At 62.6% G+C, this 24,866-nt stretch carries 23 protein-coding genes and 1 riboswitch; of the genes, 6 read left to right on the top strand and 17 right to left on the bottom strand.

Features of this window, described 5'->3' with window-relative positions; translation table 11 throughout:
- Positions 1-29 precede the first annotated feature (29 nt).
- Together speB and speE are read right to left on the bottom strand one after the other, a co-directional pair.
- Positions 30-899 carry an agmatinase gene (gene speB, locus DLM86_RS21170; RefSeq protein WP_110842046.1) on the bottom strand — a complete coding sequence of 290 codons (870 nt, stop codon included), beginning with the start codon at positions 897-899 and terminating at the stop codon, positions 30-32.
- A gap of 40 nt (positions 900-939) precedes the next feature.
- Complete coding sequence (gene speE, locus DLM86_RS21165) at positions 940-1,767, bottom strand: polyamine aminopropyltransferase (RefSeq protein ID WP_110842045.1); 828 nt, start codon at positions 1,765-1,767, stop codon at positions 940-942.
- Between the two features lie 428 nt (positions 1,768-2,195).
- Here speE and DLM86_RS21160 point away from each other — a divergent pair, with 428 nt between their 5' ends.
- Entirely contained in the window at positions 2,196-4,274 is a 2,079-nt protein-coding gene (locus DLM86_RS21160; protein WP_110842044.1) for a transglycosylase domain-containing protein, read from the top strand.
- A gap of 291 nt (positions 4,275-4,565) precedes the next feature.
- Here the strand turns inward: DLM86_RS21160 and DLM86_RS21155 are convergent, their stop codons facing one another.
- Positions 4,566-5,057: a YwhD family protein gene (locus DLM86_RS21155; protein WP_110842043.1), complete on the bottom strand. Its 492-nt coding sequence runs from the start codon at positions 5,055-5,057 to the stop codon at positions 4,566-4,568.
- 125 nt (positions 5,058-5,182) lie between these two features.
- Here DLM86_RS21155 and DLM86_RS21150 point away from each other — a divergent pair, with 125 nt between their 5' ends.
- The 3 genes from DLM86_RS21150 to DLM86_RS21135 all read left to right on the top strand — a co-directional run bounded on the left by DLM86_RS21150 (position 5,183) and on the right by DLM86_RS21135 (position 8,789).
- Positions 5,183-7,165 (top strand): M1 family metallopeptidase, encoded by a 1,983-nt coding sequence (locus tag DLM86_RS21150; protein ID WP_110842042.1) that lies wholly within the window; start codon positions 5,183-5,185, stop codon positions 7,163-7,165.
- 13 nt (positions 7,166-7,178) lie between these two features.
- Complete coding sequence (locus tag DLM86_RS21145; protein WP_110842041.1) at positions 7,179-7,994, top strand: hypothetical protein; 816 nt, start codon at positions 7,179-7,181, stop codon at positions 7,992-7,994.
- Between the two features lie 181 nt (positions 7,995-8,175).
- Positions 8,176-8,313: riboswitch (cyclic di-AMP (ydaO/yuaA leader) on the top strand.
- A gap of 5 nt (positions 8,314-8,318) precedes the next feature.
- Positions 8,319-8,789 (top strand): C40 family peptidase, encoded by a 471-nt coding sequence (locus DLM86_RS21135; RefSeq protein WP_110842039.1) that lies wholly within the window; start codon positions 8,319-8,321, stop codon positions 8,787-8,789.
- A gap of 70 nt (positions 8,790-8,859) precedes the next feature.
- Here DLM86_RS21135 and ptsP read toward each other — a convergent pair whose 3' ends face one another.
- From ptsP to DLM86_RS21080, 11 genes are all read right to left on the bottom strand, one after another.
- Positions 8,860-10,584: a phosphoenolpyruvate--protein phosphotransferase gene (gene ptsP, locus DLM86_RS21130; RefSeq protein ID WP_110842038.1), complete on the bottom strand. Its 1,725-nt coding sequence runs from the start codon at positions 10,582-10,584 to the stop codon at positions 8,860-8,862.
- Between the two features lie 22 nt (positions 10,585-10,606).
- A complete protein-coding gene (locus DLM86_RS21125) occupies positions 10,607-10,867 on the bottom strand; it encodes an HPr family phosphocarrier protein (RefSeq protein ID WP_110842037.1) in 261 nt (86 codons plus the stop codon).
- A gap of 13 nt (positions 10,868-10,880) precedes the next feature.
- The gene (locus tag DLM86_RS21120; protein WP_110842036.1) at positions 10,881-11,612 is read right to left on the bottom strand and encodes a KDGP aldolase; all 732 of its coding nucleotides are present in this window, start codon (positions 11,610-11,612) and stop codon (positions 10,881-10,883) included.
- Positions 11,609-12,721: a DgaE family pyridoxal phosphate-dependent ammonia lyase gene (locus tag DLM86_RS21115; RefSeq protein WP_110842035.1), complete on the bottom strand. Its 1,113-nt coding sequence runs from the start codon at positions 12,719-12,721 to the stop codon at positions 11,609-11,611. The genes DLM86_RS21120 and DLM86_RS21115 overlap by 4 nt, the downstream gene beginning before the upstream one ends.
- Positions 12,722-12,777: 56 nt before the next feature.
- Positions 12,778-13,428, bottom strand: coding sequence for a DUF4310 family protein (locus tag DLM86_RS21110; protein WP_110842034.1), 651 nt, complete (start codon positions 13,426-13,428; stop codon positions 12,778-12,780).
- Positions 13,425-14,219: a DUF4311 domain-containing protein gene (locus tag DLM86_RS21105; protein ID WP_110842033.1), complete on the bottom strand. Its 795-nt coding sequence runs from the start codon at positions 14,217-14,219 to the stop codon at positions 13,425-13,427. Before DLM86_RS21105 ends, DLM86_RS21110 begins: the two co-directional genes overlap by 4 nt.
- A 10-nt stretch (positions 14,220-14,229) precedes the next feature.
- Entirely contained in the window at positions 14,230-14,595 is a 366-nt protein-coding gene (locus tag DLM86_RS21100; protein ID WP_110842032.1) for a glycine-rich SFCGS family protein, read from the bottom strand.
- 124 nt (positions 14,596-14,719) lie between these two features.
- The gene (locus tag DLM86_RS21095) at positions 14,720-15,088 is read right to left on the bottom strand and encodes a hypothetical protein (protein WP_110842031.1); all 369 of its coding nucleotides are present in this window, start codon (positions 15,086-15,088) and stop codon (positions 14,720-14,722) included.
- A complete protein-coding gene (locus DLM86_RS21090; RefSeq protein WP_110842030.1) occupies positions 15,079-16,233 on the bottom strand; it encodes an amidohydrolase/deacetylase family metallohydrolase in 1,155 nt (384 codons plus the stop codon). The genes DLM86_RS21095 and DLM86_RS21090 overlap by 10 nt, the downstream gene beginning before the upstream one ends.
- A 23-nt stretch (positions 16,234-16,256) precedes the next feature.
- Positions 16,257-18,233 (bottom strand): BglG family transcription antiterminator, encoded by a 1,977-nt coding sequence (locus DLM86_RS21085; RefSeq protein ID WP_110842029.1) that lies wholly within the window; start codon positions 18,231-18,233, stop codon positions 16,257-16,259.
- Between the two features lie 188 nt (positions 18,234-18,421).
- The gene (locus DLM86_RS21080; protein ID WP_110842028.1) at positions 18,422-19,345 is read right to left on the bottom strand and encodes a LysR family transcriptional regulator; all 924 of its coding nucleotides are present in this window, start codon (positions 19,343-19,345) and stop codon (positions 18,422-18,424) included.
- Positions 19,346-19,506: 161 nt separating this feature from the next.
- Here DLM86_RS21080 and thrC point away from each other — a divergent pair, with 161 nt between their 5' ends.
- Positions 19,507-20,817, top strand: a complete 1,311-nt coding sequence (thrC, locus tag DLM86_RS21075; protein WP_110842027.1) for a threonine synthase — start codon at positions 19,507-19,509, stop codon at positions 20,815-20,817.
- Between the two features lie 132 nt (positions 20,818-20,949).
- Here the strand turns inward: thrC and DLM86_RS21070 are convergent, their stop codons facing one another.
- The 3 genes from DLM86_RS21070 to DLM86_RS21060 form a co-directional block, all read right to left on the bottom strand.
- Positions 20,950-21,513 (bottom strand): FAD-dependent oxidoreductase, encoded by a 564-nt coding sequence (locus DLM86_RS21070; protein ID WP_110842026.1) that lies wholly within the window; start codon positions 21,511-21,513, stop codon positions 20,950-20,952.
- A 212-nt stretch (positions 21,514-21,725) separates the two neighbouring features.
- Complete coding sequence (locus DLM86_RS21065) at positions 21,726-23,153, bottom strand: PQQ-dependent sugar dehydrogenase (protein WP_110842025.1); 1,428 nt, start codon at positions 23,151-23,153, stop codon at positions 21,726-21,728.
- 173 nt (positions 23,154-23,326) lie between these two features.
- Positions 23,327-23,980, bottom strand: coding sequence for a glycosyltransferase (locus DLM86_RS21060; protein WP_211326563.1), 654 nt, complete (start codon positions 23,978-23,980; stop codon positions 23,327-23,329).
- A gap of 176 nt (positions 23,981-24,156) precedes the next feature.
- On the opposite strand from DLM86_RS21060, the gene DLM86_RS21055 reads away from it, so the two are divergent.
- Complete coding sequence (locus DLM86_RS21055) at positions 24,157-24,804, top strand: sensor domain-containing protein (RefSeq protein WP_158289596.1); 648 nt, start codon at positions 24,157-24,159, stop codon at positions 24,802-24,804.
- The last annotated feature ends 62 nt before the right edge of the window (positions 24,805-24,866 follow it).

The raw sequence follows: 24,866 nt of genomic DNA, 5'->3' as shown, positions 1-24,866 counted from the left end.
CCCTTCATCTCCGGATGTGTGTGTCGCCGTTATTTCACCAAGCCGAGCAATATTTCGCGAACGAGCTTCGAAGCGACGATCTGCGTCTGCTCCGACGGGTCGTATACCGGCGCCACCTCGACGACGTCCGCGCCTACGACGTTCGCCTCCGAGCCGGCAATCGCGTGAACGGCCGCCAGCAGCTCCTTGGACGTAATGCCGCCCGCTTCCGCGGTCCCCGTACCCGGAGCGGCCGACGGATCGAGCACGTCGATGTCGATCGTCAAGTAGACCGGACGGCCCTTCAGCTCCGGCAGTACCTTCTTCAACGGCTCCAGCACCTCGAACGGGAACAGATTCAGCTGCTCGCGGGCGTAGCGGAACTCCTCCCGCGTACCGGAGCGGATGCCGAACTGGTACACGTTTTTGCCGCCGATCAGCTCCGCCGCCTTGCGGATCGGCGTCGAGTGCGACAGCGGCTCGCCCTCGTAATGCTCGCGAAGGTCCGCATGGGCGTCGATATGGATAAGCGCCAAGTCCGGATACTTCGCATATACTTCCCGGATGACCGGCCACGAGACGAGATGCTCGCCGCCGAGCCCGAGCGGGAACTTGCCGTCGGCGAGCAGCTTGCGCACGAACTCGCCGATCATGTCGAGGCTGCGGCCCGGGTTGCCGAACGGCAGCAGCAGATCGCCCGCGTCGAAGTAGGCGATGTCCTCCAGGCTGCGGTCCAGGTACGGGCTGTACTCCTCGAGCCCGATCGACACTTCGCGGATGCGGGCCGGCCCGAAACGGGAGCCCGGCCGGAAGCTGACCGTATAATCCATCGGCATGCCGTAAATGACGGCGCGGGAAGCGCCGTAGTCGTCGCTGCTCGCGATGAACACGTTGCCGGAATACGCTTGATCCAAACGCATAGTTTTCGTTACATCCCTTCTGAACCGGACGCGCCGGCGATTACTTGATCAAATCTTCCACGAACTTCGGCAGCGCGAACGCCGCTTTGTGAAGCCGCGGGGAGTAGTACTTCGTATCGATTTCCGGAATTTTCGTCTCGTCGACCTGAAGCGGGTCGTGCGTCTTGCTGCCGAGCGTGAACGTCCAAAGCCCGCTCGGGTAAGTCGGGATGTTGGCCCCGTACACGCGGACGATCGGGAAAATTTCGCGAACGTCGCGGTTGACCGTACGGATGAGATCCGCCTTGAACCACGGGTTGTCCGTCTGTGCGACGAAGATGCCGTCTTCCTTCAACGCCTCGTAGATGCCTTGGTAAAAGCCGCGGGTGAACAGCTCCACCGCCGGACCGACCGGCTCGGTCGAGTCGACCATGATGACGTCGTACGTGTTCTTATGATCGTGGATATGCATATAGCCGTCGTTGACGATCACTTGCACGCGGGGGTTGTCCAGTTCGCCGGCGATTTCCGGCAAATACTTCTTCGAATACTCGATGACCTTGCCGTCGATTTCGACGAGCACCGCCTTCTCCACGTTCGGGTGCTTCAGCACTTCGCGGATGACGCCGCCGTCGCCGCCTCCGACCACGAGGACGTGCTTCGGATTCGGATGGGTGAACAGCGCCGGATGCGCCACCATCTCGTGATAGACGAATTCGTCGCGCACGGTCGTCATGACCATGCCGTCGAGTACGAGCATGCGGCCCCACTCGGCCGTATCGATCATCGCGAGGTCTTGGAAATCAGTTTTTTCCGTAACCAGCGTTTCTTTAATTTTCGCCGTAATGCCGAAGTCCTCGGTCTGCTTCTCGGTATACCACAATTCCATAAGGGCGTCCCTTCTTTCCGATTGTTTCGCGTCCTACACGTCCGTCTTCCTTATTGTACCACAGGGCACAAATTGTATTATAGTAAAACGCGGCGAAAATGCAACGGATCGCGAGAAAAAAGGGGCTCGGACGCCGCCAAACCGCCCCATTTGCCATGAAATGGCTTTTTTTAACGTTACAGAATGTTAAACTTCGAATAAAGCACGAAAGCGAATGCGACGTTCCGTACCAAGAATAAGCTACCGCTTGAACACGAATGTACCTATCGAAAGGCTTCGATCGGAAGCTTTTTTTATCGCGTAAAGCTCGCCGAACGGCGCCTCCCGCGAATGCAAGCCGCTTTTTTCGAGCCAGGGTGAATAGCGACAACCAACCTTTTCCATACTAAGACTAAGTGCCATTATCGCCTATGGAAGGAGGAGCCGCTATGGAGGAACCCGTCAGCCGCAAGGCGGCCCGCACCGATTCGAAGCCGGAGCGCAAGCGGAAGCGCGGCCTGTTCCGCAAGACGATGACGCTCCTGTTCAGCTGCGCCCTGCTCGGCGTAGCGTGCCTCGTCGTGGTGGCGCTGTACCTGCGCTCCCAGGCGCTCCCGGTCGGAACGTTCTCGCAGCCCTCGCAAATGTACGACATGCACGGCGAGCTGATCGGATCGTTCCAATCCGGCAAAAACCGCGAATTCGTCCCTCTTTCCCATATCCCGAAACATCTGATCGACGCCACGCTCGCCATCGAGGACAAGCGCTTTTACGACCATGTGGGGGTGGATGTCCGGGGGATCGCCCGGTCCGCCGTCGTCAACCTGCAGCACGGGGGCGTCGTGCAGGGCGCGAGCACGCTCACGCAGCAACTGGCGCGCAACCTGTACTTGACCCAGGACCGCACCTGGTCCCGCAAAATGAAGGAAGCGATGTACGCCGTCCAGCTCGAGATGCAGCTGAGCAAAGACCAGATCATGGAGATGTACCTGAACGACGCGACGTATTACGGCCATTCCGCCTACGGCGTACAAGCCGGGGCCAAGCTGTTCTTCGGCAAGGACGTCGGCGAGCTGACGCTGGCCGAAAGCGCGATGCTGGCCGGCGTGCCGAAAGGGCCGCGCTACTACTCGCCGTTTTTCGATATGGACAACGCCAAGGAGCGCCAGGAGCTGATCTTGTCGGAGATGGCGGCCCAAGGCTACATTACCCCGCAGGAGGCGGAGGAGGCGAAGCGCGAGAAGCTCGTCTTCATGAAGCCGGAAAAGCAAAGCGCGATCGCGCAGGCGCCCTTCTTCCGCGACTACGTCCGCCGGGTCGCCATCGAGCGCCTCGGCATCGACGAGCGGGAGTTCGACGAAGGGGGCATCCGCATCTATACGACGCTCGATCTCGATATGCAGAAGGCGGCCGAAGAAGCGGTCGCCAAGCAGCTGCCCGCGGACGACGAGCTGCAGGCGTCGCTCGTCGCCGTCGATCCGCGCACCGGGTACGTGAAAGCGATGGTCGGCGGCAAAAACTACTCGGACAACCAGTTCAACCGGGCCGTGGCGGACAGCCGGCAGCCGGGGTCGGCGTTCAAGGCGTTCGTCTACTTGACGGCGCTACAGCAGCCGGGCTTCACCCCGGTCAGCCGGTTCAAAAGCGAGCCGACCGTCTTCACGTACGACAACGGACGCAAGACGTATACGCCGAGCAACTTCAACAATAAATACCCCGACGGCCCGATCGACTTGCGGGAAGCGATCGCGAAGTCGGACAACATTTACGCGGTGCACACGATCCAGCAGGTCGGCGCGGACAAGGTCATCGAAACGGCTCGCAAAATGGGCGTCACGAGCCATCTCGAGCCGCTCCCGTCGCTCGCGCTCGGCACGTTCCCGGTCAGTCCGCTCGAGATGGCGTCGGCGTTCGGCGTCATCGCCAATCTCGGGGTGCGCGTCGAGCCGACGGTCATTACGCGCATCGAGTCGCACTCGGGGAAAGTGATGTACGAAGCGAAGCCCGAGAAGACGAAGGTCGTCGAGCCCGAGTACGCGTACGTGCTCACCAGCCTGATGAAGAGTGTCTTCGACCCCGGCGCGACGGCCGGCCGGGTGGCCGACCTGATCAAGCGCCCGGTCGCCGGCAAAACCGGCACGACGAATACCGACGCCTGGATGGTCGGCTTCACGCCGGAGCTCGCGACCGCCGTCTGGGTCGGGTACGACCGCGACCGCAACATCAGCTCGGTCGAATCGTACAAGGCCGCCCCCATCTTCGCCGAGTTCACCGAGCGGGCGCTCGAGGCGGTGCCGCCGAAGCTGTTCCCGGTGCCGGACAACGTGGTCAGCGTCTACATCGATCCGGCTACGGGCAAGCTCGCCACGAACAAATGCGCGAACCCCCGGCTCGAATCGTTCGTCAAAGGAACCGAGCCGACGGAATATTGCTCCGACGGCACGCCGACGACGGGCGACGGCAAAGACCCGCAGAAGAAGTCGGGCAAGTCGTGGTGGGACGATTTGAAGCGCTGGTGGAACGACTAGAGACAGGCGCGCTATTAATGAAGAAACAAGGGGCGGACGTCCGGCGCGAGCCGGTGTCGGGCCCGCCGAAAACAACGCAAAAAGGCAGACGAAATCGTCTGCCTTTTCGCTGTCCTAGTATATTGTGCAAATATACTTCAACTAGTTTAACCGAGAAGTCCGTTTCTAACAACGGCTGACACATAATCGCCACAAATTGGCCATATGCCCCGAAAAACGGAGCTAGCGGGCGATTTCGGACGTACGGACGGGAACGGCGATCTTAACACCGCCCCCGCCCACGTTACCCGTTTACGCCAGCCCTTGCTTCAACGCCTCTCCGGAACGTTCCCACCATTCCGCGTTATGCTCCACGAGCACCCGCTTGAGCGCGGCCTTCTCCGTATCGTTCAGCCCGTCGAGAATGACACGCTGCTTCAGCGCATAATCCATCTTGTTCACATGGTCGGCGAGTATTTTCCACCCGCGTCTCGCCTCGGAGTCGACCAGCATCTCGCAGGCGGTGACGCCCGCGTAGAACGGTCCTTCCTCGCCGCGGCCGACGTACACCCAGACGACCCAGCATTTGCGCCCGTTCGGCACATCGTCCTTGTTCGTCGAAAATTTGACGCCGCGCTCCACCTTGCTCTTCGCATGAATGGCGCCCAGATCGATATAAGCCTCGTCCCCGTCGATGATGACGCTGGACAAGTTGGACAGGTCGAGCGCCCCGGCGCCGAACCCTTTATGCTCCTTCGTGCTGACGACGTTGAGCGACAGCTTCTTTTTTTCGTTGTTTTCCATCCGCTCCACCTTCCGTTTTCACGTCCGACGAAAAAACGTTTCGTTTTCACTTATTTTAGCTAATAATCCGCCAAAAGCAAACATATACATGCTGTAGATGCTTGTCAACGGGGTGAGATTCGATTATGATCAACCGCCTGCCGAAACGCAGCACCATCTGGCTTATCCTGCTCGCACTGCTCGCCGGGACGATTACGGTCGTCCAGTCCGCGGAACGCCCCGAGCCCGCCGCATCGATGTCCGCCGCGAACGAACCGCAGCCCGCGCCCTCCCTGGAGCCGCCGGCGCCTACCGTGAACGACACGCCCAAGCCGCTCAGCAAACGGATCGTCGAATACCATATGACGGTCCAGCTGGACGCGGAGAACAAAACGTTAAACGGGGTCCAGGCGCTCACCTGGAAAAACCCCGGCACGAAGCCCGTCAACGAGCTGTACTTCCACGTATACCCGAACGCGTTTCAATCGAAAAAGTCGACGTTCAACCGCGAATCCGGCGGGAAGCTGAGGGACGACGAGATGAAGGGCGACGGCTTCGGCCATATGGCCATCCAGTCGATCCAATCGCAGGAAGGCGCCGATCTCTCCGCCTCGATGCAGTACGTGCAGCCCGACGACGGCAACAAGCAGGATCAGACGCTCATGAAAATCCGGCTCCCGCAGCCGGTCGATCCGGGCGGCGAGACGACCGTCAAAATTCGTTTCTCGGTCAAGCTCCCTCAAGTGTTCGCGCGCATGGGGTATTCCGGCGACTTCGTCATGGCCGGCCAATGGTTCCCCAAAGTGGCGGTGTACGAGCCGAAAGGAACGCGCGGCCGCGCGGAGGAAGGCTGGAACCTTCACCAGTACCACGGCAACTCGGAGTTTTACGCCGACTTCGGCATTTACAACGTGCGCATTCAGGTGCCGTCCAAGTATACGGTAGCGGCGACCGGCTTTCCGACGAAGCCCGCCGTCGACGACGGGACGAAGAAAACGTATCATTTCTACGCCGACGACGTCCACGACTTCGCCTGGGCCGCCTCCCCCGACTTCGTCTACGTGGAGGAGCCGTTCTCCGCGCCGAACGTACCGGGGGTCAAGATCAAGCTGTATCTCGATCCCGCGCACCAGTCGCTCAAGGACCGCTATTTGTACGCCGCCAAACGGTCGCTTACGAAATATAGCGAATGGTTCGGCGAATACCCCTACTCGACGCTTTCGATCGTCGTTCCTCCCCCGGGAGGCAACGGTGCGGGTGGCATGGAATACCCGACGCTCGTCACCGGCTGGGACGCGTCGGCCGATACGGACGGCTTCGAGCTGGAGCGGGTCATCGTCCACGAAATCGGCCACCAGTACTGGTACGGCATGGTCGCGAGCAACGAGTTCGAGGAAGCGTGGCTCGACGAAGGGTTTACGTCCTACGCGGAAGATCTCGTCATGATGAGCGAATACGGCGTAAAACCGAACTTCGGCATCGAATCGATCTATGTCACGTCGCCCGAGCCGCTGAAGCAATTGTCGTGGCTGTACGGCGGGCACGGCCGTTACGCCGACAACGTCTACGTCCGGGCCAAGCTCGTGCTGGCCGGCATCGAGAAGCAGATCGGGCAGAAGCAGATGATGCGCGTGCTGAAGACGTATTTCGAGCGATGGAAATTCAAGCACCCCGCCACGGCCGATTTCCAGGCGGTGCTGGAAAGCGTGACGAAGACGAGCTGGGCCGACTATTTCGATCAGTTCGTCTACGGCGGCGCCATGACCGATTACGCCGTCGAGCATATCCAGACGCGCAAAGTGAAGCAGGACGGGAAAACCGTCTACGAAAACGCGGTGCTCATCAAAAAATACGGCGGCCATTATATGGACGTGCCGGTCAAGTTCCATTTCGCGGACGGCTCGGAAGTGGACCGGACCTGGGACGGACGCGACCCGCAGGTGCTCTATACGATCACGAGCGACGCTCCGATCGTGTGGGCGGCCGTCGACCCGCAGCAGACGATGATATTGGAAAACAAACGGATCAACAATTTCTTGCAAGTCGAGGTGGACGGCAAATGGAAAGTGCGCTGGAACATCGGGATCGTCAAATTGATCGAAACCGTTTTGAGCGGAATCGCCTGGTGAGGGGATGCGGGAGATGATGCGTTATTTGAAGGACGGATTCAAAACGACGACGTCGCAATCGTTTCTCATTCTCGTCTTGTGGCTTTACCATTTCGCCTGGGGGTTCGCCCTGCTCCTGTTCGTCAAGTCGGTCGTCCTCCCGCTTATGCACCGGTATCCAGGCGGCCATTTGCCGCCCGGCGTCTCGCAGCTGTTTTTGGCCGAAGGCCAATTCCGGCTCATGAAGACGGACTTGAGCCACTCGTACTTGTGGGCGCTGCTCGGCTTCGCCGCCGCGCGCATGCTGCTGACGCCGCTCTTGAACGCCGGCGTCTACTATTCGCTGCACCATCGCCACCTGAATTCGGGTTACCGGTTTTTGCAGGGGGTGCGCCTGCTGAGCGGCCCGTTCTTCGGCTACTACGTCGCGCAGATGGCGCTGACGCTGGCCCCGCTCTACTGGCTGTATCCGATTGCGGTCAAGGCCTTCACGCACGAAACGGACTATACGTCGCTCGCCCTCGCGCTGTTACCCTGGGCGGCCGGCTACGCCGTCTACGTCTTCGCGCTCCGCCTGCTCTTCGTCTACATCCAGCTCGGCCGGACGGCGGAGGGCACGATCGGCGGCTCGCTCTGGCTGTTCGTCCGCAAGCTTCCCGTCATCGTCGGGCTCGCGGTTGCGCTGCTCGCTCTCTCCGGAGCGGCGACCGCCGCGGCGCTGGCCGCCTCGCTCGTCTGGGCGGGCGTCTCCGCCCTGCTGCTGCACCAGCTGTTCCATATCGTGAACATGCTGTTCAAGCTTTGGACGATCGCTTCGCAATACCATGTGTACGAACGCGAAGCCGCCTGAACGCGTAACGGCGGAAGCGGCCCGACGCGGCCGCGATATTCGGATCCCGACCTCTTTTCGACGGGGAAAAGGGGTCTTTTTTTCGTTTTTCGAGCCGATTTCGATTTTTTTCAAAAAAAATGTTGGAAACAAGGAGGAAATTTCGATCGAAGGGCGAATAAGTATTACCCGGAAACGAAAAAATCGAAACATGCCGAATTCCCGCGCAATCGGGAAACGGGGAAACCATTCCGGGTGAATTGATCTCGCAGTAGAGTGATCATAGGGAACCTTCAACCGAACCCTTAAGCTAACCTCGTAGGCACTGGAAGGAGCCCATCGCTTTTGAAAAAGGCAGCCGTAGTACTCGTCTCTCTGTTCGCTCTGTTCTTCGTCCAGGTTGGTAGCGCTTTCGCCGAAACGGTTCTCGAGAAAACGATCGATCCGCTTCTCGGCACCAAGTATCGCAGCGCCGGTACGACTACCGACGGCTTCGACTGCTCCGGCTTCACGATGTACGTATTCAACGAAATCGGCATCGAGCTGGATCATCAATCGAAAGCCCAAGCCAAGGAAGGCTACTGGATCGACAAAGCCGATCTGAGACCGGGAGACCTCGTCTTCTTCAACACCGACGGCAAAGGCATTTCGCATGTCGGCATCTACCTCGGCAACGACGAATTCGTTCATTCGGCGTCCAACGAAGGGGTAGTGAAGAACAAGCTGAGCGAGAAGTATTACAAAACCCGTTACGTTACCGCTCGCCGCGTCATCTGGGACGATCTGTACAACCAGCTGATGGCGGAAGCGAAGTAACCGAATAGGACAGGAACAAGCCCCGCAGGCGCCGACGTTGCGCCCTGCGGGGCTTGTTCCGTGTGGGCGGCTACGCCCGGGCGGCGAGCAGCTTGCGCACCTGCCCGCCGTCGTCCTGCCGCAGCGCTTCGTCCGCCAGCGCGGCCGCCTCGGCGTAACGCAGCCCGCGCACGATGCGGCGGACGGCCGGAATCGCCGGCGCGTTCATGCTCAGCTCGTCGACGCCGAGTCCGACAAGGAGCGGCACCGCCGTCGGATCGCCGGCCATTTCGCCGCAGACGCCGACACGCTTCCCCTTCGCGTGCGCCGATTCGACCACGTGTCGGATCAGGCGGAGCACCGCAGGATGATACGAGTCGTACAGCGCGGAAATGCGGTCGTTCATCCGGTCGACGGCGAGCGTATACTGCGTCAAGTCGTTCGTGCCGATGCTGAAGAAGTCCGCTTCGGCGGCGAGCACGTCCGCAAGCAGCGCGGCCGACGGAATCTCGATCATGACCCCCGTCTCCCATCGCTCCGGGACGGCGCGGCCTTCCTCGCGCAGCCGCGCGGCCGCCCGGTCGACGGCCGCCTTCGCCTGCCGCAGCTCGGAGACGGTCGACACCATCGGGAACAAGATGCGCAAATCGCCGCCCGCCCCGGCCCGAAGCATCGCCCGCAGCTGCGTATCGAACAGGTCGGGCCGGTCGAGACAGAGCCGGATCGCGCGCCAGCCGAGGAACGGATTCGGCTCGGCGGGCAGGTTCAAGTAGGGCAGCTCCTTGTCGCCTCCGACGTCAAGCGTGCGCAGAACGACCGGACGGTCCTCCATCGCACGGAAGACAGCCTCGTACTGGCGCGTCTGCTCCTCCTCGTCGGGGGACTCGGTCCGGTTCATGTACATGAACTCGGTCCGGAACAAGCCGATCTCCTCGGCGCCGTTCGCAAGCGCCCCCGCCGTCTCCGCCGCGCCGCCGATGTTGGCGCCGAGCGCGATCCGGCGGCCGTCCAGCGTCACGGCCGCTTCGCCCGCCTGCGCGCGGTCGGCGTCGACGGCGGCCTGCCATTCGGCGCGCTTGCGCTCGTAGGCCGCCAGCTCCTCCGGCGTCGGATCGACGATGACGCGTCCGGCGAAGCCGTCCACGACGATCGTCTCGCCGCCGCGGATGCCGGCGACGGCGTTTCTCGCGCCGACGACGGCGGGCAGCCCGAGGCTGCGGGCCATAATGGCCGCGTGCGACGTCGCGCCGCCCGCCTCGGTGACGAAGCCGCGGACGAGCGGCGGCAGCTGCGCCGTGTCGGACGGCGTCAGCTCGCCGGCGACGACGATGCCGTCTTCCGCGAGCCCCGCGAACGGAGAGGCGCCGTCTTCGGCGCCCGCCAGCTGCTCCAGCAGCGACCGGCCGATGTCGCGGAAATCGGCGGCCCGCTCGCTCATGTACGGATCGTCCATCGCCGCGAATTCGTCCGCGAGCAGGCCGACGGCCGCGTCGACCGCCGCTTCCGCGACGAGCGACCGCTCGGACACGGCCCGGCGGATTTCCTCCTCGAGCTCCGGATCGGACAAAATCGCCAAGTGGGCGGCGAAGATGTCCGCCTCCTTCCCGCCGAGCCTCCGCTCCGTATCCTCCTTGAGCCGCTGCAGCTTTCGCTTCGTCCCGCGGAACGCTTCGTCGACCCGCCTCAGCTCGCGCTCGACGTCGTCCGCCGCCACCGTCTCCGGTTTCGCGGCGGACGTGGAAGCGGGCGCGGAGCGGGCGAGCGTCAGCGCGCGGCCGATCGCGATGCCGGGCGCACCCGGAATGCCTTGAATCATGGTGAGCGCTCCCTTCCCTGTTCTACGCGTCGATCCGGTTCAGAAACGACTCCAGACTGTCCATCGCGGCCGCCTCGTCCGCGCCGTCGGCGGTTACGGTCACGACGTCTCCCTGCTTCGCCCCGAGACGCATCAGGCCGATCACCCGCTTGCCGTCCACCTGCTTCTCCTTGAACGTCACCGTAACGGCGGCTTCAAACTTGGCCGCCGTTTCCGCGAAGAAGGTTGCCGGGCGGGCATGCAGTCCGCCTTCGTTGCGCAATTCGATCTGTTTGCTGATCATGGCGAGTCCTCCTTTATCCGATCCAATCGGCCAACTGCCGAACGAGCTGACGGACGTCCTCGATGCGGGTCAATCCCGTGGCGGGATCGACGATCGACGTATAGACGTGCGGCACGATGCGGAGCGCCCCGTTCTCGGCACAGACGCCGACGATGCGCGCGACCGTGTCCGTATCGATGCCGCCGGTCGGCTCGAACATCGTAATGCCCTGCGAGACGGCCGCTTTCACCATCGCCGCAACCTCGTCCAGCCGCTTCGTCCCTTCGATCGGGAACAGCTTGATCGAGTGGACGCCGATTTCGGCCAGCAGGGCGGCGGCGGCCTCGCACGAAATCGCCTCGCGGTATTCGCGGCTTACGGGGCCCGTCGTCACGTAGACGCGTCCCGCTTCGCCGGCGGGCGTGACCAGCGCGTTGACGAGCGTATGCGCCGAGCCGGCCTGCCTCAGCGCGCCGATCGTATAGCCCGCCGCAGGGAACACTTGGTTGACGTGGTCGGGCTTCGTCCGAACCGCCACCTGCACGACTTTGTCCCATTGGGTCGGGTCGCCGCCCCCAAGGCCGACGGATACTTGCACGCCCGCCGCCTGCAGCGCCTCCACCCGCTCGACCGCCGCTTCGACGGATGCAAATTCCTTCACCATGACGCCGACCATAACGCTGCCTTGCGCCGCTTCCGTGATGCGTACGGCGTTGTCGACGTCTTTCGCCAGCACGTTCAGTCCGACTATCGGTTTGCCGCTCATGAAGTGATTCCTCCCGTTACGATGTCGCGAATCCGTTCGGCGATGATGCACTCCTGGTCGGGCAGGAGCGGGCGCGGATCGACGAACACGATGCCGACGTTCGAATAATGATTGCGCGTATAAATGGCCGGGTCGCCGGACTCGAGCTGCCGAATGAGCTGCTTCGCGGTCAGGCCGGCCTTGGCCGGATCGATCTCGAGCTTGGCGCGGTAGATCGCCCGCCCGGATTCGTCCCGGGCGATTCCTCCTTTGATGCCGGGGACGCCTTCGAGCAGGGCAAGGAACTGCTCCATTCGCCGCTTCTGGCTTTCGCCGGCTTCCTCGGACTCGCCATATTGGCGAAGGGCGGTCAGCAAGCCGACGATCGCTTCCTTGCCGACCTTCATCGCCCGGCCGATGCCCTTGTACTGGGCGCGGCACGCTTCGATCAAATCTTTGCGGCCGCAGACGAAGCCGGACGTCGGGCCGCCGAGCGCCTTGCCGCCGCTGTAGCAGACGAGATCGGCGCCGAGGGCGACGTATTTGCGCATATCTTCCTCCGCCGCCGCATCGACGATGAGCGGGATGCCCCGGGCGGAGGCGATGTCGCGCAGCGTCTCGAGCGACTGCACGCCTTTTTGCACCGCATGGTGGGACTGCACGAACAGCAGCGCGGCGGTGCGCTCGTTGATCGCTTCTTCGAAATGGGCTCTCTCCGTATGGTTGGCGTGCCCGACCTCGACCGGTTTGCCGCCGCCGAGCGCGATCATCTGCGTAATGGCGGCGCCGAAATGGACGGCGTGGCCTTTTTGCAGCACGATCTCGTTCGGCAGGCCGGCCGATACCGGCAGCTGCTCGATCCGCTGCAAATTCGTGCCGGCGATGACGGCGGCCGTGGCGATCGCCATGCCCGCGGCGGCGCCCGTCGTCGGGCAGCCGTCCTCGGCGCCGGTCGCCTTGGCGATTTCGCGGCCGGCGGCGACGAGCAGCTGGTCGATTTCGACATAGTCCTGTGCCGCCTCGGCCATCGCCTGTGCGACTTCGGGCTGCACGGCGCTGCCGCCGAGCGCGGTCATTTTGCCGCTGGCGTTGATGACGCGCTTCAGGCCGAAAGGTTGAAATGGGTTCATGGAGAGCACCTCCCAAAGGATTGGTTTGGATTATATGCGTCCGGCGGCGCTTGCGGTCACCCGACCGGGAAAATCGTCCCCAGCACCAGCGCGCCGAGGATGGCGCCCGCGGCGACCGGTTTATCCCACAAGTAAAACGCGATGGCGCCGGCGAGCGCGCCGAGGCCGACCGGAATCGACGTCATGAGCGCCGAGGCGACGACGAGCGGCCCGAGGAAGCGGGCGGCCGAGTTGCCGGCGCCGATGATGACGTCGGAGCCGTACGTCGACGCCGATGGCGCCGCGTCGGGCCGCTGCGACCGCGCGCGCAGCCAGAGCACGGCCGCGCCGACGGCGAGACCGAGCAGCGCGCCCGTCAGCAGCGCGAGCGGGAACGACGCCAGCGGCGCGGTGACGCCGGCGCCGAGCAGCAGCGCCGGGATGCCGATGCCGATGCCGGTCTGCATGCCGCCGCCGATATCGAGCACGCCGGTCAGCGAGCCTTCGAACACGCGCGCCAGCATGAAGCTGATGCCGTAGGCCGCCGCCGCGCCGTAGCCGCCGCCGTGCAGCGCCGCGGTCAGCATCGCGACCGCCGATACTTCGTTGAATACGCCCGTATGGGCGGTGTAGTACAGATGCGTCCCGGCGAATACGCCGGCCGCCATGATCGCGGTGAACAGCGGGAACGCCCAGTTGGCGTACCAAAATCCCGTTTTGCCGCTCATCGGCGCTCCCCTCCCCCGGTTCCGATCCATTCGTGCAGGCCCGTCAGCCACGACGGCGCCGTCGCCTTCATGTCCCGCAGCAGCTGCAGGTCGATTTCGCGTACGAACCCGATCGTCAGCAGCGCCGCGATAATGAGTGTTACCCAGACGATCGTCGCGCGGTTCCAGCCGATATCCTCGGCCCGCTTGCCGACGAAAATGCCGAGCATGATGCCGGGCACCGCATTGCCGAGCACGAAATGCGACACGCCGCCGAGCGCGGTCGCCCATACGCCGGTCCGCTTGCCCGCATCCATCGCCGCCAGCCAAAAGATCGCCGGCATGACCGGATGGACGAACCAGCGGGCGGCCGGCACGAGCACCGCTTCCGCGACATCCTTCGTCGCCTGCGGCAGCAGCCAGTAAGCGCCGTTCAAAACGGCCACCACTATCATGCCGAGCAGCGCGCCCGCGATCGCCATCCGGCGCGGGTCGTACAGCGCCTCCTCCGGCTCGCCTCGCCGCTTGAACAAGATCGCCGCCGCCCAATGCGGCACGGTGCGGCTGTTCACGTCCTGCGTCAGCGCCCCCGTCCCGAGGACGGTCAAGAGCGACGACACGAAGTACGTCAAGCCGTACTTCGCGTGCGCCTTCGCGCTGCCCTCGCAGGCGTTCAGCTCGCCCATCGCGCGGAACGCGCCCATGCCCTGCACGTCCGGGACGTGGAACATGCGGGCGATGCCCGCCCCCAGCCCAAAGCCGGCCAGCGCCCCGACGGCAAGCGATTTCAACACAAATTCGGCGAATTCCATGGCGAGGATGTCAACCCCTTTTGGCTTGGATGAATTGCTCCGTCAACCGGCGCCCGAGCTCCTCCGTATCCATAAATCCGTAGCCGAGCACCTTCTTGCCCGCCTTGATCGCCGTCAGCCCCTGCTCCACCGAACGCAGGCCGTATTCGGCCGGGTACTTGTACTTCGTCTGCGCCGTAATGGCGCCCGCTCCCCCGCTGCCGCAAAACGAAATGCCGAAATCGGCGTTTTCCTTGTGCATCACGTCGCCAAGCTTCATGTCCGCGCCGACGCCGGGTATGACGATGGCGATGCCGCCGGCCGCCTCGACGCCTTTGGCGACATTTTGCCCTTTGCCGAGCCGGTCGCCGATGACAACCTTCACCTGTTGTTCCATATCGTATCCCTCCGTAATCCTGATCGTAGTCGAAGTCGCAAGCTCAATCGATACCGCAAACGAACTTGAAACGAATCGAAATCGCGAGCGAACCGCGTTCCGCTTTGCTAGCCGCGTCCGCTCCTTACCCTTCCATCGCCGCTTCGAAATGAACCGCAAGCAGCAGCACTTCCGTATCGTTCCACTCGTACCCCTGCGCCGCGGCGAACGGCTCCAGAATGCTCCGGCTCAAGTCCAAAGCGGTCCTCGACACCTGCTCGAGCGTATCCGTCCCGACGGGCGGCAGCACCTCGCGGCTCGCACCGCGGCGAACCGCGGCCAGCATATGCGTCCCGACGCCGAGACGCTGCTCCGGCGTCAGCGCCACGCCGGCATCGGCGGCCGCCCGCAGCGTATCGTGCAGCAGCGAGGCGACGAGCTCCTTTTCCCCCGGCTCGGCGTCCAAGCGGCTTACAATATCCGCGACCGCCTCCGTCCTCTCTTCTATCCGCATCGGCAGCTCACTCCTCCCTTGATGGCCCATAGCGGCTCCAGCAGCCGCGAGCCGGTCAACCGTTCCCCTTCCGAGTCGACGAATTCCGTCACCTTCTCCGCCAGCAGCGCGATCGTCACGTCGGCGGCCGCTCCGGTCCGCAGCGTACCTAACGTGCCGCTTCGGCCCAATACGGCCGCCGGCAAGCTCGTCGCCGCCTCCACAACCCGTTCCGGGGCGACGCCCAGCGCGAGCAGCTTCGACATCGTCACCGCCAAGCTGTATACCGGACCTTCTTCGACGTTTTTGCTGTAAATGTCGGTGCTGACGGTGTAGCCGCCGAGTCCCGCGTCCAGCGCCTTGCGCATCGTCCGGAAGCTGAAGCTGGCGCTTCCGTGGCCGATGTCGAATTTGACGCCGCGGGCGAGCGCCGCCTCCCCCTCCGGGATAAGACGGCCTTCGTCGTCGAACATGCCTCCCGCCTTGCCGTGAAACGCGTGCGTCACGACGTCGCCCGCCTCCAGCAAGCTCAGCACGTCGCCGAGCCGAGGCGGCGCGTTGCCGATATGCACCATGACCGGTACGCCGGCCGCCCGGGACGCTTCCTTCGCGAGCTCGAGCGGGCGCAGCCCGTTGTCGCGGACGACGGAGCCGCTCATCCTCGCCTTGATGCCGACGATCGACGGCTCGGACCGGACGAGCTCGACCGCTCGGCCGACGTCGAGGCGCGCCAAGTCCGCCAGCTCCGATCGTCCTTCGCACAGCCCCTGCTCGGCGATGTTCAGCCAAGCGAGCACCCCGGTAACGCTCGTGGCGACGACTTCGTCCGCGAATTGCCGGTAATAGGCGGCGCCCGCGCTTCCCGCGTCGACGAGCGTCGTAACGCCTTGCCGGACGCCGACGCGTTCGGCCTCGATGCCGAGTACCGCCCGCTGCGGGAACAGATGCGCATGGATATCGATCCAGCCCGGCGTCACGAGACAGCCGGCGGCGTCGATTTCTTCCTTCTCGTCCGTCGTTTCCCCAATCGCCTCGCGGGCGGGCGCTTCGTCCTTCCCGAATATGCCCGCGAAGCGGCCGTCGCGTATCCATAAGTCCGCAATGCCATGTATCCCCTGGGACGGATCGAGTATCGTTCCGTTCCGGACGATGACGGTTTTGGCCATGATGACTTCCCTCTCCCTCTCCATTACGTTTGAAAATACCGCATGATCGCCCGCCATTCGCTCTCCGCCGCGGGCAGTCCGTATTCGCGGAACAGCTCCGCAAGAGCCTTCCGCCATTCCGTCTCCTGCGCGGAAAGCGGCGGCCGGCCGTCGGCCGGCTCCTCGTACGGGTGCCCGAATGCCAGACGCTGCACCATCAACAGCAGGTGGAGCGACAGCCCCGCCGCCGTCGCGTCCGTAAGCATCGGCTTGAACCGGTCGAGCACCGCTTGCGTCAGCTCGAAGCCGCGGATCGTCAGCTCGCGGGCGAGCTGCTCGGCTTCCGGCCAGACGGCCGGATCCAACCGCCGGAGCGACTCGGCGAAAGGACGAGGCTCGGCCGATTCCGGCCCTTCCTCCCCAAGGGAGATAGCGCCCTTCGCTCCTCGGGCGGACGAAATCCGGTCGAGACAAGCGCGTATCGCCTCGACGTCTTCCCGAGTCGGGATCGGATTGACCTTGACGACCGGAACGGGGAGCCGCATCGGCAGCACGCTGATCGCCAAATCCGCTCCCGTCCGCGCGACCGCCTTCTCCGCCTCGGATACGGAGCAGCATTCCGCCACCTCGATCGTCCGCACCCGATTCTGGATCAAAGTGCGCAAAAAGCGGGCCGTTCCTTTCCCCGTGCCGCATACGACGACGGCCCGGAAGCGGACCGTTTCGCGCTCGCGCTCGACCGCCGCCTGCACGTGCAGGACGAGGTACGCCGCATCGCTCTCGCTTAGCCGGAAGCCGGACTCGCCCTCGAGCCGCTCCCCGGCTTCCCGGACGGCTTCGAGCAGCTCCGGGTAGCTTCGGGCGATGTCCGCGGCAAGCGGGCGGGGATCGTCGACGCCGAGCCGCTTCCGGCCGGCCTTCCGGGCGAGATGGGCGAGCAGTCCTGCGAACAGCTCGCCGTCCCGATCGAGCGGCATTCCCGTCCGCACGGCGAGCAGGCCGACGAGCCGACGAACGTAAGCGGCCAGCTCCGCCCGCCGGCTTTGCTGCTCCGGCGAGCTATCCGGCTCCGCCGGCATGAGCGGAAGGAGAACGAAGGCGGCCTCCGCCTCCGGCGCGTACGGCTCGGCAGCGCTTTCTCCGCCGCCCAGCAGCTCTCCGAGCGCTTCACCGATCCGTCGCAGGCAGACCGCGGCCGCTTCCGCCTCCGGTCCGGCCGCAGGCAGCCGTTCCTTTAGCCATTCTCCGCTCTCGCGCGGCAGCGGCCGGCCTTCCCGCAGCCGCTTCACGGCGATCGCGAGCCGGAACAGGACGCCGATCGCCTCTTCGTCCGGCACGTCTTTGCCGGTCCGCTTGCGCCATACCCGGATAAGGCCGCCCGCGACGATGCGAATTCGCTCCATATCCGTCCGGCCGAGTAGCGACGACTCCAGCTTGCGTCCGATATCCCGCTGCAGCGGCGCGTCCTGCCACAAGTCCTGCACGATGCGAAGCATCTCGCTGCCGGTCAGCGTCGACTCGACGGTCGCCTGCAGCAGCCGGCGCTTGTCGGCTTCCGCTCCGGCAAGCCGGATGCCTTTGCCGGACTCCCGCTCCAAATCGACGTTCCAGCCGCCGATCATCTCCTCGGCCTTATGCAGGTCGGCCAGCACCGTATTGCGGCTCGCCTGCACCGTCTCCGCCAGCTGCTCCAGCGTCACGAAGCCGCGATGCGCGATCAGCGCGAGCACGAGCCGCGTCTGCCGCTCCGAGGCGGTCGCGACCGACGCGGCCTCCTCGGCCGCCACGGCTTCGCGCAGCCGGCGCCTCGCGTCGGCGTCGGCCTCGAGCCAAACGCCCCGGTTCGTCCGCGAGACGAGCTCCGCCGACGTGCCGGCAAGCCGCTCGCGGATCCGCTCAAGGTCGTATTTGATCGTCCGCAGGCTGACGCCGAACCGTTCGGCGAGCTGCTTGATCTTGACGGGCTGCTCCGCTTCGGCCAATACGAGCAGCACCTCTCTCTCGCGCGCGTGCAGCGCCATCGACTTCGCCTCCGATCCGTGTCGTTTATGACCAAATTATAAGCCCGGCGCGCAGGCCGGGAACAGAACAAATCGCTTCCCCTCGATTGGTGCAATCGATGATTGTTGGTTGCACCAATCTTCCAATGCGGTTGATGGTAGCGTTCCCGAAACGGGCGTCTGCCTGCCGTTCTTCCTCTATCTTTGCCTCAATCGCCTTCCGCCCGTTCCCCGGCCGCCGTCGGACTCCCGCGCGTTTCGGCGATCCAGCGGGCGAACCGATCGGCCGTCGGCGGCAGCGGGTCGTCCTGGCGCCGGTACAGCCCGATCGGGTTCGGCAGCCGGACGCCCTCCGCCTCGACCACCGCCACTTCGCCTCGGCGGACGCTGTCCCGGACTTCGAGCGCGGAGACGAGCGCCGCCCCGTAGCCGGCCGCCACCGCCCGAATCGTCTCGCCCGTGCCGCTGCAGGTCAGCCCGACGGCGGGAGCCGCGACGCCGTACATCCGGCACAGCGCCGTCAGCGTCTCGCGGCCGGAGCTGCCCTGCTCCCGCACGACGAACGGCTCCGCGAACAGGCGGGCGAGCGTCACGGTGCGGTCCGCCAGCGGATGGCCGGCCGGCACGATGAAGCGCAGCTCGTCCCGCAGCAGCGGTTCATACGCAAGCCCCGCAGGAAGCTCCCTCCCTCCCCCGGCGACGGCCAAATCCGCCTCGTAATGAAGCAGCAGGTCGAAGGCGGCGAGCGAATTGACCGTCGTCAGCACGATATTCACGTCGGGATGGGCCCGCTTGAACGGCGCAATCCATGCCGGCAGCAGCATATGGGCCGGCACGTACGTCGCCGCGATGCGGAGCGTTCCGGTCTCCCCGAGCCGGATCCGTTCCGCCTCCCGCTCGATATCGCGCTCCAGCGCGAAAAGCCGCCTCGCCTCCGCCGCGAGCCGCTCCCCCGCCTCCGTCAGCGCAAGCCCTCTCCCTTTGGCGCGAAACAGCGTCAAGCCCAGCTCCCGCTCCAAATTGCGCAGCTGCGCCGTCACGGCCGGCTGGCTGATGCGCAGCCGCTCCGACGCTTTCGTCACGCCTCCGCACTCGACCGTTTCATGAAACAACCGGAACGCATGCAGGTTCATCTCGACACCCCATTCATCAACGTGATTTATGATTAGCTAAACAACATATATTGGATTTATCAATACTCCTCCTTTATTCTAAAGCTGCAGCGCTGCTCATACAACGGCAAAGGGGGAATGGAGCGCGACGGCATCGGCTGCCGGACGCGCGCCCGCAACCAATGAAATTCGTCTGCATCGATTGCTCCCGTTCTTATCCGGTATCGGATAAAGCGCACTACCGCTGCCGCTGCGGCGGCTTGCTCGATACGGTTCACGACTTCCGCTCCGCCGATCCCGAACGATGGAAGCGTCTGTTCGACGAACGGCTGTCCGAGCGGAACAGTCCGCTATCCGGGGGCGTATGGCGGTATAAAGAGCTTATCCATCCCGAGCTCCCGGCGGAAGCGATCGTCACGAAATACGAGGGCAATACGGGGCTGTACCGCGGCAGCGAAACGCTCCGGCACTACGCCGGCGTACGCGGGCTGCTCCTGAAGGCGCAAAGCGAAAATCCGAGCGGCTCGTTCAAGGACAACGGCATGACCGTCGCGGTGTCGCACGGCGCCGCACTCGGCTACCGACGTTTCGCCTGCACGTCCACCGGCAACACGTCGTCCTCGATGGCGATGTATGCGGCCGTCGCCGAAGCGGAATCGGTCGTGCTGCTGCCCGCCCGCTCCGTATCCCGCAGCAAGGCGCTTCAAACGGAAGCGTACGGGGCGACGCTGATTCGAACGGAGGGCGGCTACGACGAGGGCATCCGGTTTCTCGACCGATACGCCGAGGAGCTCGATTGGTACGTCTGCAATTCGATCAACCCGCTGCGCATCGAAGGGCAAAAAAGCATCGTCTTCGAGCTTGCCCACCAGCTCGGCTGGACGCTGCCCGACTGGGTCGTCGTGCCGGGCGGCGCCTTGAGCAACGCCTCCGCGCTCGGCAAAGGGCTGCTCGAGCTTCACCGGCTCGGCCTGATCAAGCGTGTGCCGCGAATCGCCGTCGTGCAGGCGGAAGGGGCTTCCCCGTTTCACCGGATGCTGGCCGCGGACGCCCGAACGCTAACCCCCGAGCCCCGTCCCGGTACCGTCGCTTCGGCGCTCAACATCGGGCATCCGCCGAACTGGGCAAAGGCGCTGCGCTTCGCGATCGATGGCGCCAACGGCGTGACGGCCTCCGTATCCGACGCCGACATCCTTGAAGCGAAGCGCCTGATCGACCGCAGCGGCATCGGCTGCGAGCCCGCTTCGGCGGCCGCGCTCGCCGGGCTTCGCCGGCTTGTCGCCGCCGGCACGATTCACCCGGACGAGACGGCGGTCTGTATTTTGACCGGCCATTTGCTGAAGGACGCCGACGCGATCGAGCTTGCCCTGGGCCGCCGCAGCCGACCTTCGACAAAGACGGAGGTTGACGAGGAAGGCGACGGTGCGCCCGTGCCTCTCACGGTCGAAGCCATCCGAACGAGGATAGGCACTCCCGGTCAGGCGAAGCCTTGACGTCGGGCGCGACCTCCGCCGTCTCCCGTGCGGCGCGCGGCTTCGCCGAACCGTCGACGGAATGCCGGCATGCAAAAAAAAAACGGCGAGGAACTGTCTCCCCGCCGTTTCTTCGCCTTCACTCCAACTCCATTACGCTTTCAAGACGTCGTGATCGACGTACCGCTCGCCGTTCAGCTCGCTGATGACGTTGATCGCCACCTTCGCGCCGTCTCCGGCGGTAATGATCGTGTGCATGCTGACGCCGGCGCACGTGCCCGCCGCCCAGATGCCGTCCGCCCCGGTTTTCCCGGCCGCGTCCACCTTGAAGATCGCTTTGATGCGCGGCTCCGTCCCCGGCACCGTCTCCACCCCGATCGCTTCGGCCAGCTCAACCGACATGCCGGTCGCCAAGATGACGTGCTTCGCCTCGTACGAAGCCTGCTCCGTCGTCACCGTCAGTCCGTCCTGCCCTCGCGTGACGCCGGTCACCTTTCCCTGCACGAGCTCCGCGCCGAACTTGGCCGCCTGCTTTTTGCCGATGTCGACCAAATCCGGTCCCGTAATTTCGGCCACGCCGTAATGGTTCTCGATCCAAGCCCGTCTCGTTACGCTTTGGTCGCTGTCCACGACCACCACTTTCTTGCCCGCCTTGGCCGCGAAAAGAGCGGCGCTTGCCCCTGCCGGACCTGCTCCGACGATCGCGATGTCATACATGAACTTGTCCTCCTTCATCGATCAATTGGTGGAATTTGTTTCTATACTTTAGTATACAAAAAGTTTGGTTAAATGCAAAGTAAAGTCGGTTGCGCACGTTTCCTCCTGCACTCCAGGCACAAGCTTGGCAGTCCGCAAAAGCAAGAAAAGACACCGGCTAAACCGCCCGATGTCTCGCCGAGAACGCTTCGGCGCATTGCCGCACCGTGGAGCTACGGAACAATTTCAAAAACGGTACCTTGGTTCCAATCGGTCACATTCATGGATCCATAAACCCCTAAATATAATTTCGTCTGATCCATATTCGATCCCAAGCTAACATAATAAGCCGACCGGGACCCGAAATGATAATCGGTTTCCATGACGCTAAAATCATGAAGCTTACAATCCGCGCTTACTCGGGTATAAGCTAAAACCCCTCTTGCCCCGGTTTGGGACTGTCCAGCCCGGGCCAGATCGGTAAACACGACGCTTCCCGTTAACCCGGGGATTTCGTTTCCCATATAGGGCTGGACACCCGTCAGCGCCGTCGCTCCAAACTTGTCGGGCCGGGGATCCTTATGGAAGTAGCTGACTAGAGGCTGAAGACGCCGAGCCGAAGTGAGTAACGCTTCATCGTAGTAAGCAACGGTCTTCTCGTCCAAAGCCGGATTTGCCGGGCAGCCCGTTATGACCGAGGTAGGCAAAGCGCCTTCCCACCCTCGCCAGCCGAAGTTGATGAATCCTTCCCGGTCGGGTTCGGATTTCATTAAAAAGTGTTGAACAAGCCGAGTAACCGGTATCGGTTTGTACGAAATGAATGAAAAAATCGACTCTACGAGATCCTGTCCGACATTTCCCGCGTATTTGATATACTGATTGTTGTACATCCGCTGAAAGGAAATGCCCGGTATGTTGCGAACTCCTTTGGCCATGACCGCAAGCGTTTCCTGAATGGGTGCGGGCAGCTCCGTAAACCGCGTCACGACGGGCGGATGCTCGATAAATGTAGGTTTCCCGACATCCATTTCGATGATTTTCCCCGCGATTTCCATATCATCCTGGCTTAAGTTAAATGGATCGTAGCCCGACCCGCCGTCGCCGGTCGTCAAAACGAGCTTTCCCGTTTCGGGCGAAAAATTCAAGCTGTTTACACCGTTATGATTTAAAAACGGCCTTCTTATACGAAGCAAGGTTCGCCGTCTTTGCGGCTGTCCATTCGATTGCAGCATCCATTCTTCCACCGTATCGATATGATCATATTGAGCTTCCCTATTGACCCACTTCAGGTTCAAGGTTCCGGGATCGCACGGGTTCGGCTTAAATGATTCAAAACCGCCCGGGAGGGCGCCCGGACCTTGGGTCCCCGCTTCCGAATAATGGAGGTAAAACAGACCGTTGTAATAAAATTGAGGGTGAAAGGCTACCCCCAGCAGTCCCCGTTCGTCATATCCGCTACTGGAGGTACCCAGCTTTAGAATTCGTGAACGAATATCCAAAAACGTCCTTACAGCGCCGTTCCCTATGAAAAAAATCTCTCCCGCCTGGGTTGCGATAAATAATCGTTCAACGGAGTCGCCCGGAAGTATCGCCGTTTTCAAAACGGTGGGCAAATTGATCCTGCTCGCAATGGGCCGCAAACGAACCTTCGCTTTGATCAACCAACGTTGCACTCCCTCCAATGGTTTATTGATACGAATATGATTAGAACCGCTTGATTAGTACCGATTGAAGTCCCATGAAACCGATAAAAAAAAGCTTTCCGTAACCCCCCGTATGGGCGATTACAAAAAGCCGACCCGCTTTGCCTCGATCCTTTTTTGGTCACGTTCGCTTAAAATTTTTCGGGAAACTGTTTGACAATACCATCCGTCAAGACATCCGCAAAATGAATCATATGGATCTCGTTTTTGTCGGTTGCCGCAATATCCGCTTTCCAGTCGCCTTTGAGACAGTCCAGGACGACTTCCGTAATCAACTGGAGGTGCGTGTACAGCATGTCTTGCATCGCTTTAAACGGCCAGTTCGGATTCGCCGCGCTTAAAAATTTGGCGATATCGTCGGCGTTTCTATGCCAGTCCGCCTCCAGCTTCTTCACATCCGCCTGATGGCCCGCCTTGGCGGCCGCTACAATTTTCCCCGCGATCCCGATATGCTCTCTCAGAAGATCGGCCAGCTGATTGCCGGCGGCTTCCCCGTAATAAGGCTTGATCACGTTGCCGATGTCCTGCTGGTTCCGCATAAGCCGGTCCAAAACGTCCTTCTGGTCTTGACGATTCGAGATGGCGCTGACGATATAGCTTCTCGTCCATATCGTATGGTCGATCCAAGCCTTCTGCATATCGCCTTTGAGCTGCACCATTCGAGGACTGAGGCAAGTCGAATCTTTTTTCTCGTCCACCTTCGCTTGCATGAAACCTTCAGCCGGCGTCACGCTCAAAACGAGCGCCAAGGCAAACAGCAACGCCGGCAACCGTTTGTTTTTCACTCTCATCGGCTCCTTCGAGGGCTTTGGAATAAACAGCCAGTTTTATTATGGTTGAAGCATCCGATTTTATTCACCGGACCGGACCAAAGTCGGGGCCGCATCCACAGCGCAGGTCCGTACTCCCTTCACGCGCTTTCCTTTACAATGGAAGAAAATGACCGCAAGGATGGATGAACATGAAAACGATGCGCCGCTATGGTCGCCAGACGTTGTATATGCTTTTCATTACGCTCCCGTTCAGCATCATCGCCTTCGTCGTCTCGACGACGTTTGCCGTCGTCGGACTGGCGCTGACGCCGCTTTGGATCGGACTGCCGATCCTGCAAGGCGCGCTGATCGCCGCCCGCCGGCTCATGGCGTTCGATCTCGACCTGCAGCGGCGACTGACGGCCGTCGACCCGGATGGCGCGGAATCGCCGATTCCGGCGTACGAGCCGATCCGCTACCGCGACCTGTTCACGCAAGGCAGGCTTTACGCGCCGCTCTTGTATTGGCTGCTCAAACTTCCGATCGCCGTTCTGCAATTCGCCGCAGCCGTCGTCCTGCCGGTGGCGGGCGTCGCGGTCATGCTGTCCCCGCTCGTCTACATCGTCCTGGCTCGATATGGGATCGACATTTTCGCCGACGACGTCGTCATGGACATTCTGCTGCCCGCGCTGTCCCCCTATCAACGCTCGTGGGTCGCATCCGGCATCGGTTTGGTGTTGGCATCCGCCGGCATCGTCGTGCTGAACAACGCGGCGAAGGGCTCCGTACGCTGGCTGAGCGGGTTGACCGTCCCGGCCGAACGCCCGATCGTCTGGACGCATGCGACCGAAGGCTGAAGCGTTGACAACATCGCATCATTGCGATAAGTTGAATGTAGTTAAATATTTAACTATAGAGG

The organism is Paenibacillus flagellatus (assembly GCF_003217775.1).
In the GTDB taxonomy this organism is placed as follows: domain Bacteria; phylum Bacillota; class Bacilli; order Paenibacillales; family NBRC-103111; genus Paenibacillus_AB; species Paenibacillus_AB flagellatus.
This window is presented reverse-complemented; position numbering and strand designations above follow the sequence as displayed.

Coding starts and splice junctions, on each gene's coding strand:
- DLM86_RS21155 (WP_110842043.1), bottom strand. CDS start 5,057: ATGGAAAACAACGAAAAAAAGAAGCTGTCGCTCAACGTCGTCAGCACG.
- ptsP (WP_110842038.1), bottom strand. CDS start 10,584: ATGATTCAAGGCATTCCGGGTGCGCCCGGCATCGCGATCGGCCGCGCG.
- DLM86_RS21160 (WP_110842044.1), top strand. CDS start 2,196: ATGGAGGAACCCGTCAGCCGCAAGGCGGCCCGCACCGATTCGAAGCCG.
- DLM86_RS21090 (WP_110842030.1), bottom strand. CDS start 16,233: ATGGCCAAAACCGTCATCGTCCGGAACGGAACGATACTCGATCCGTCC.
- DLM86_RS21115 (WP_110842035.1), bottom strand. CDS start 12,721: ATGAACCCATTTCAACCTTTCGGCCTGAAGCGCGTCATCAACGCCAGC.
- DLM86_RS21070 (WP_110842026.1), bottom strand. CDS start 21,513: ATGTATGACATCGCGATCGTCGGAGCAGGTCCGGCAGGGGCAAGCGCC.
- DLM86_RS21125 (WP_110842037.1), bottom strand. CDS start 10,867: ATGATCAGCAAACAGATCGAATTGCGCAACGAAGGCGGACTGCATGCC.
- thrC (WP_110842027.1), top strand. CDS start 19,507: ATGAAATTCGTCTGCATCGATTGCTCCCGTTCTTATCCGGTATCGGAT.
- speB (WP_110842046.1), bottom strand. CDS start 899: ATGCGTTTGGATCAAGCGTATTCCGGCAACGTGTTCATCGCGAGCAGC.
- DLM86_RS21145 (WP_110842041.1), top strand. CDS start 7,179: ATGATGCGTTATTTGAAGGACGGATTCAAAACGACGACGTCGCAATCG.
- DLM86_RS21110 (WP_110842034.1), bottom strand. CDS start 13,428: ATGAGCGGCAAAACGGGATTTTGGTACGCCAACTGGGCGTTCCCGCTG.
- speE (WP_110842045.1), bottom strand. CDS start 1,767: ATGGAATTGTGGTATACCGAGAAGCAGACCGAGGACTTCGGCATTACG.
- DLM86_RS21080 (WP_110842028.1), bottom strand. CDS start 19,345: ATGAACCTGCATGCGTTCCGGTTGTTTCATGAAACGGTCGAGTGCGGA.
- DLM86_RS21085 (WP_110842029.1), bottom strand. CDS start 18,233: ATGGCGCTGCACGCGCGCGAGAGAGAGGTGCTGCTCGTATTGGCCGAA.
- DLM86_RS21095 (WP_110842031.1), bottom strand. CDS start 15,088: ATGCGGATAGAAGAGAGGACGGAGGCGGTCGCGGATATTGTAAGCCGC.
- DLM86_RS21150 (WP_110842042.1), top strand. CDS start 5,183: ATGATCAACCGCCTGCCGAAACGCAGCACCATCTGGCTTATCCTGCTC.
- DLM86_RS21105 (WP_110842033.1), bottom strand. CDS start 14,219: ATGGAATTCGCCGAATTTGTGTTGAAATCGCTTGCCGTCGGGGCGCTG.
- DLM86_RS21100 (WP_110842032.1), bottom strand. CDS start 14,595: ATGGAACAACAGGTGAAGGTTGTCATCGGCGACCGGCTCGGCAAAGGG.
- DLM86_RS21055 (WP_158289596.1), top strand. CDS start 24,157: ATGAAAACGATGCGCCGCTATGGTCGCCAGACGTTGTATATGCTTTTC.
- DLM86_RS21120 (WP_110842036.1), bottom strand. CDS start 11,612: ATGAGCGGCAAACCGATAGTCGGACTGAACGTGCTGGCGAAAGACGTC.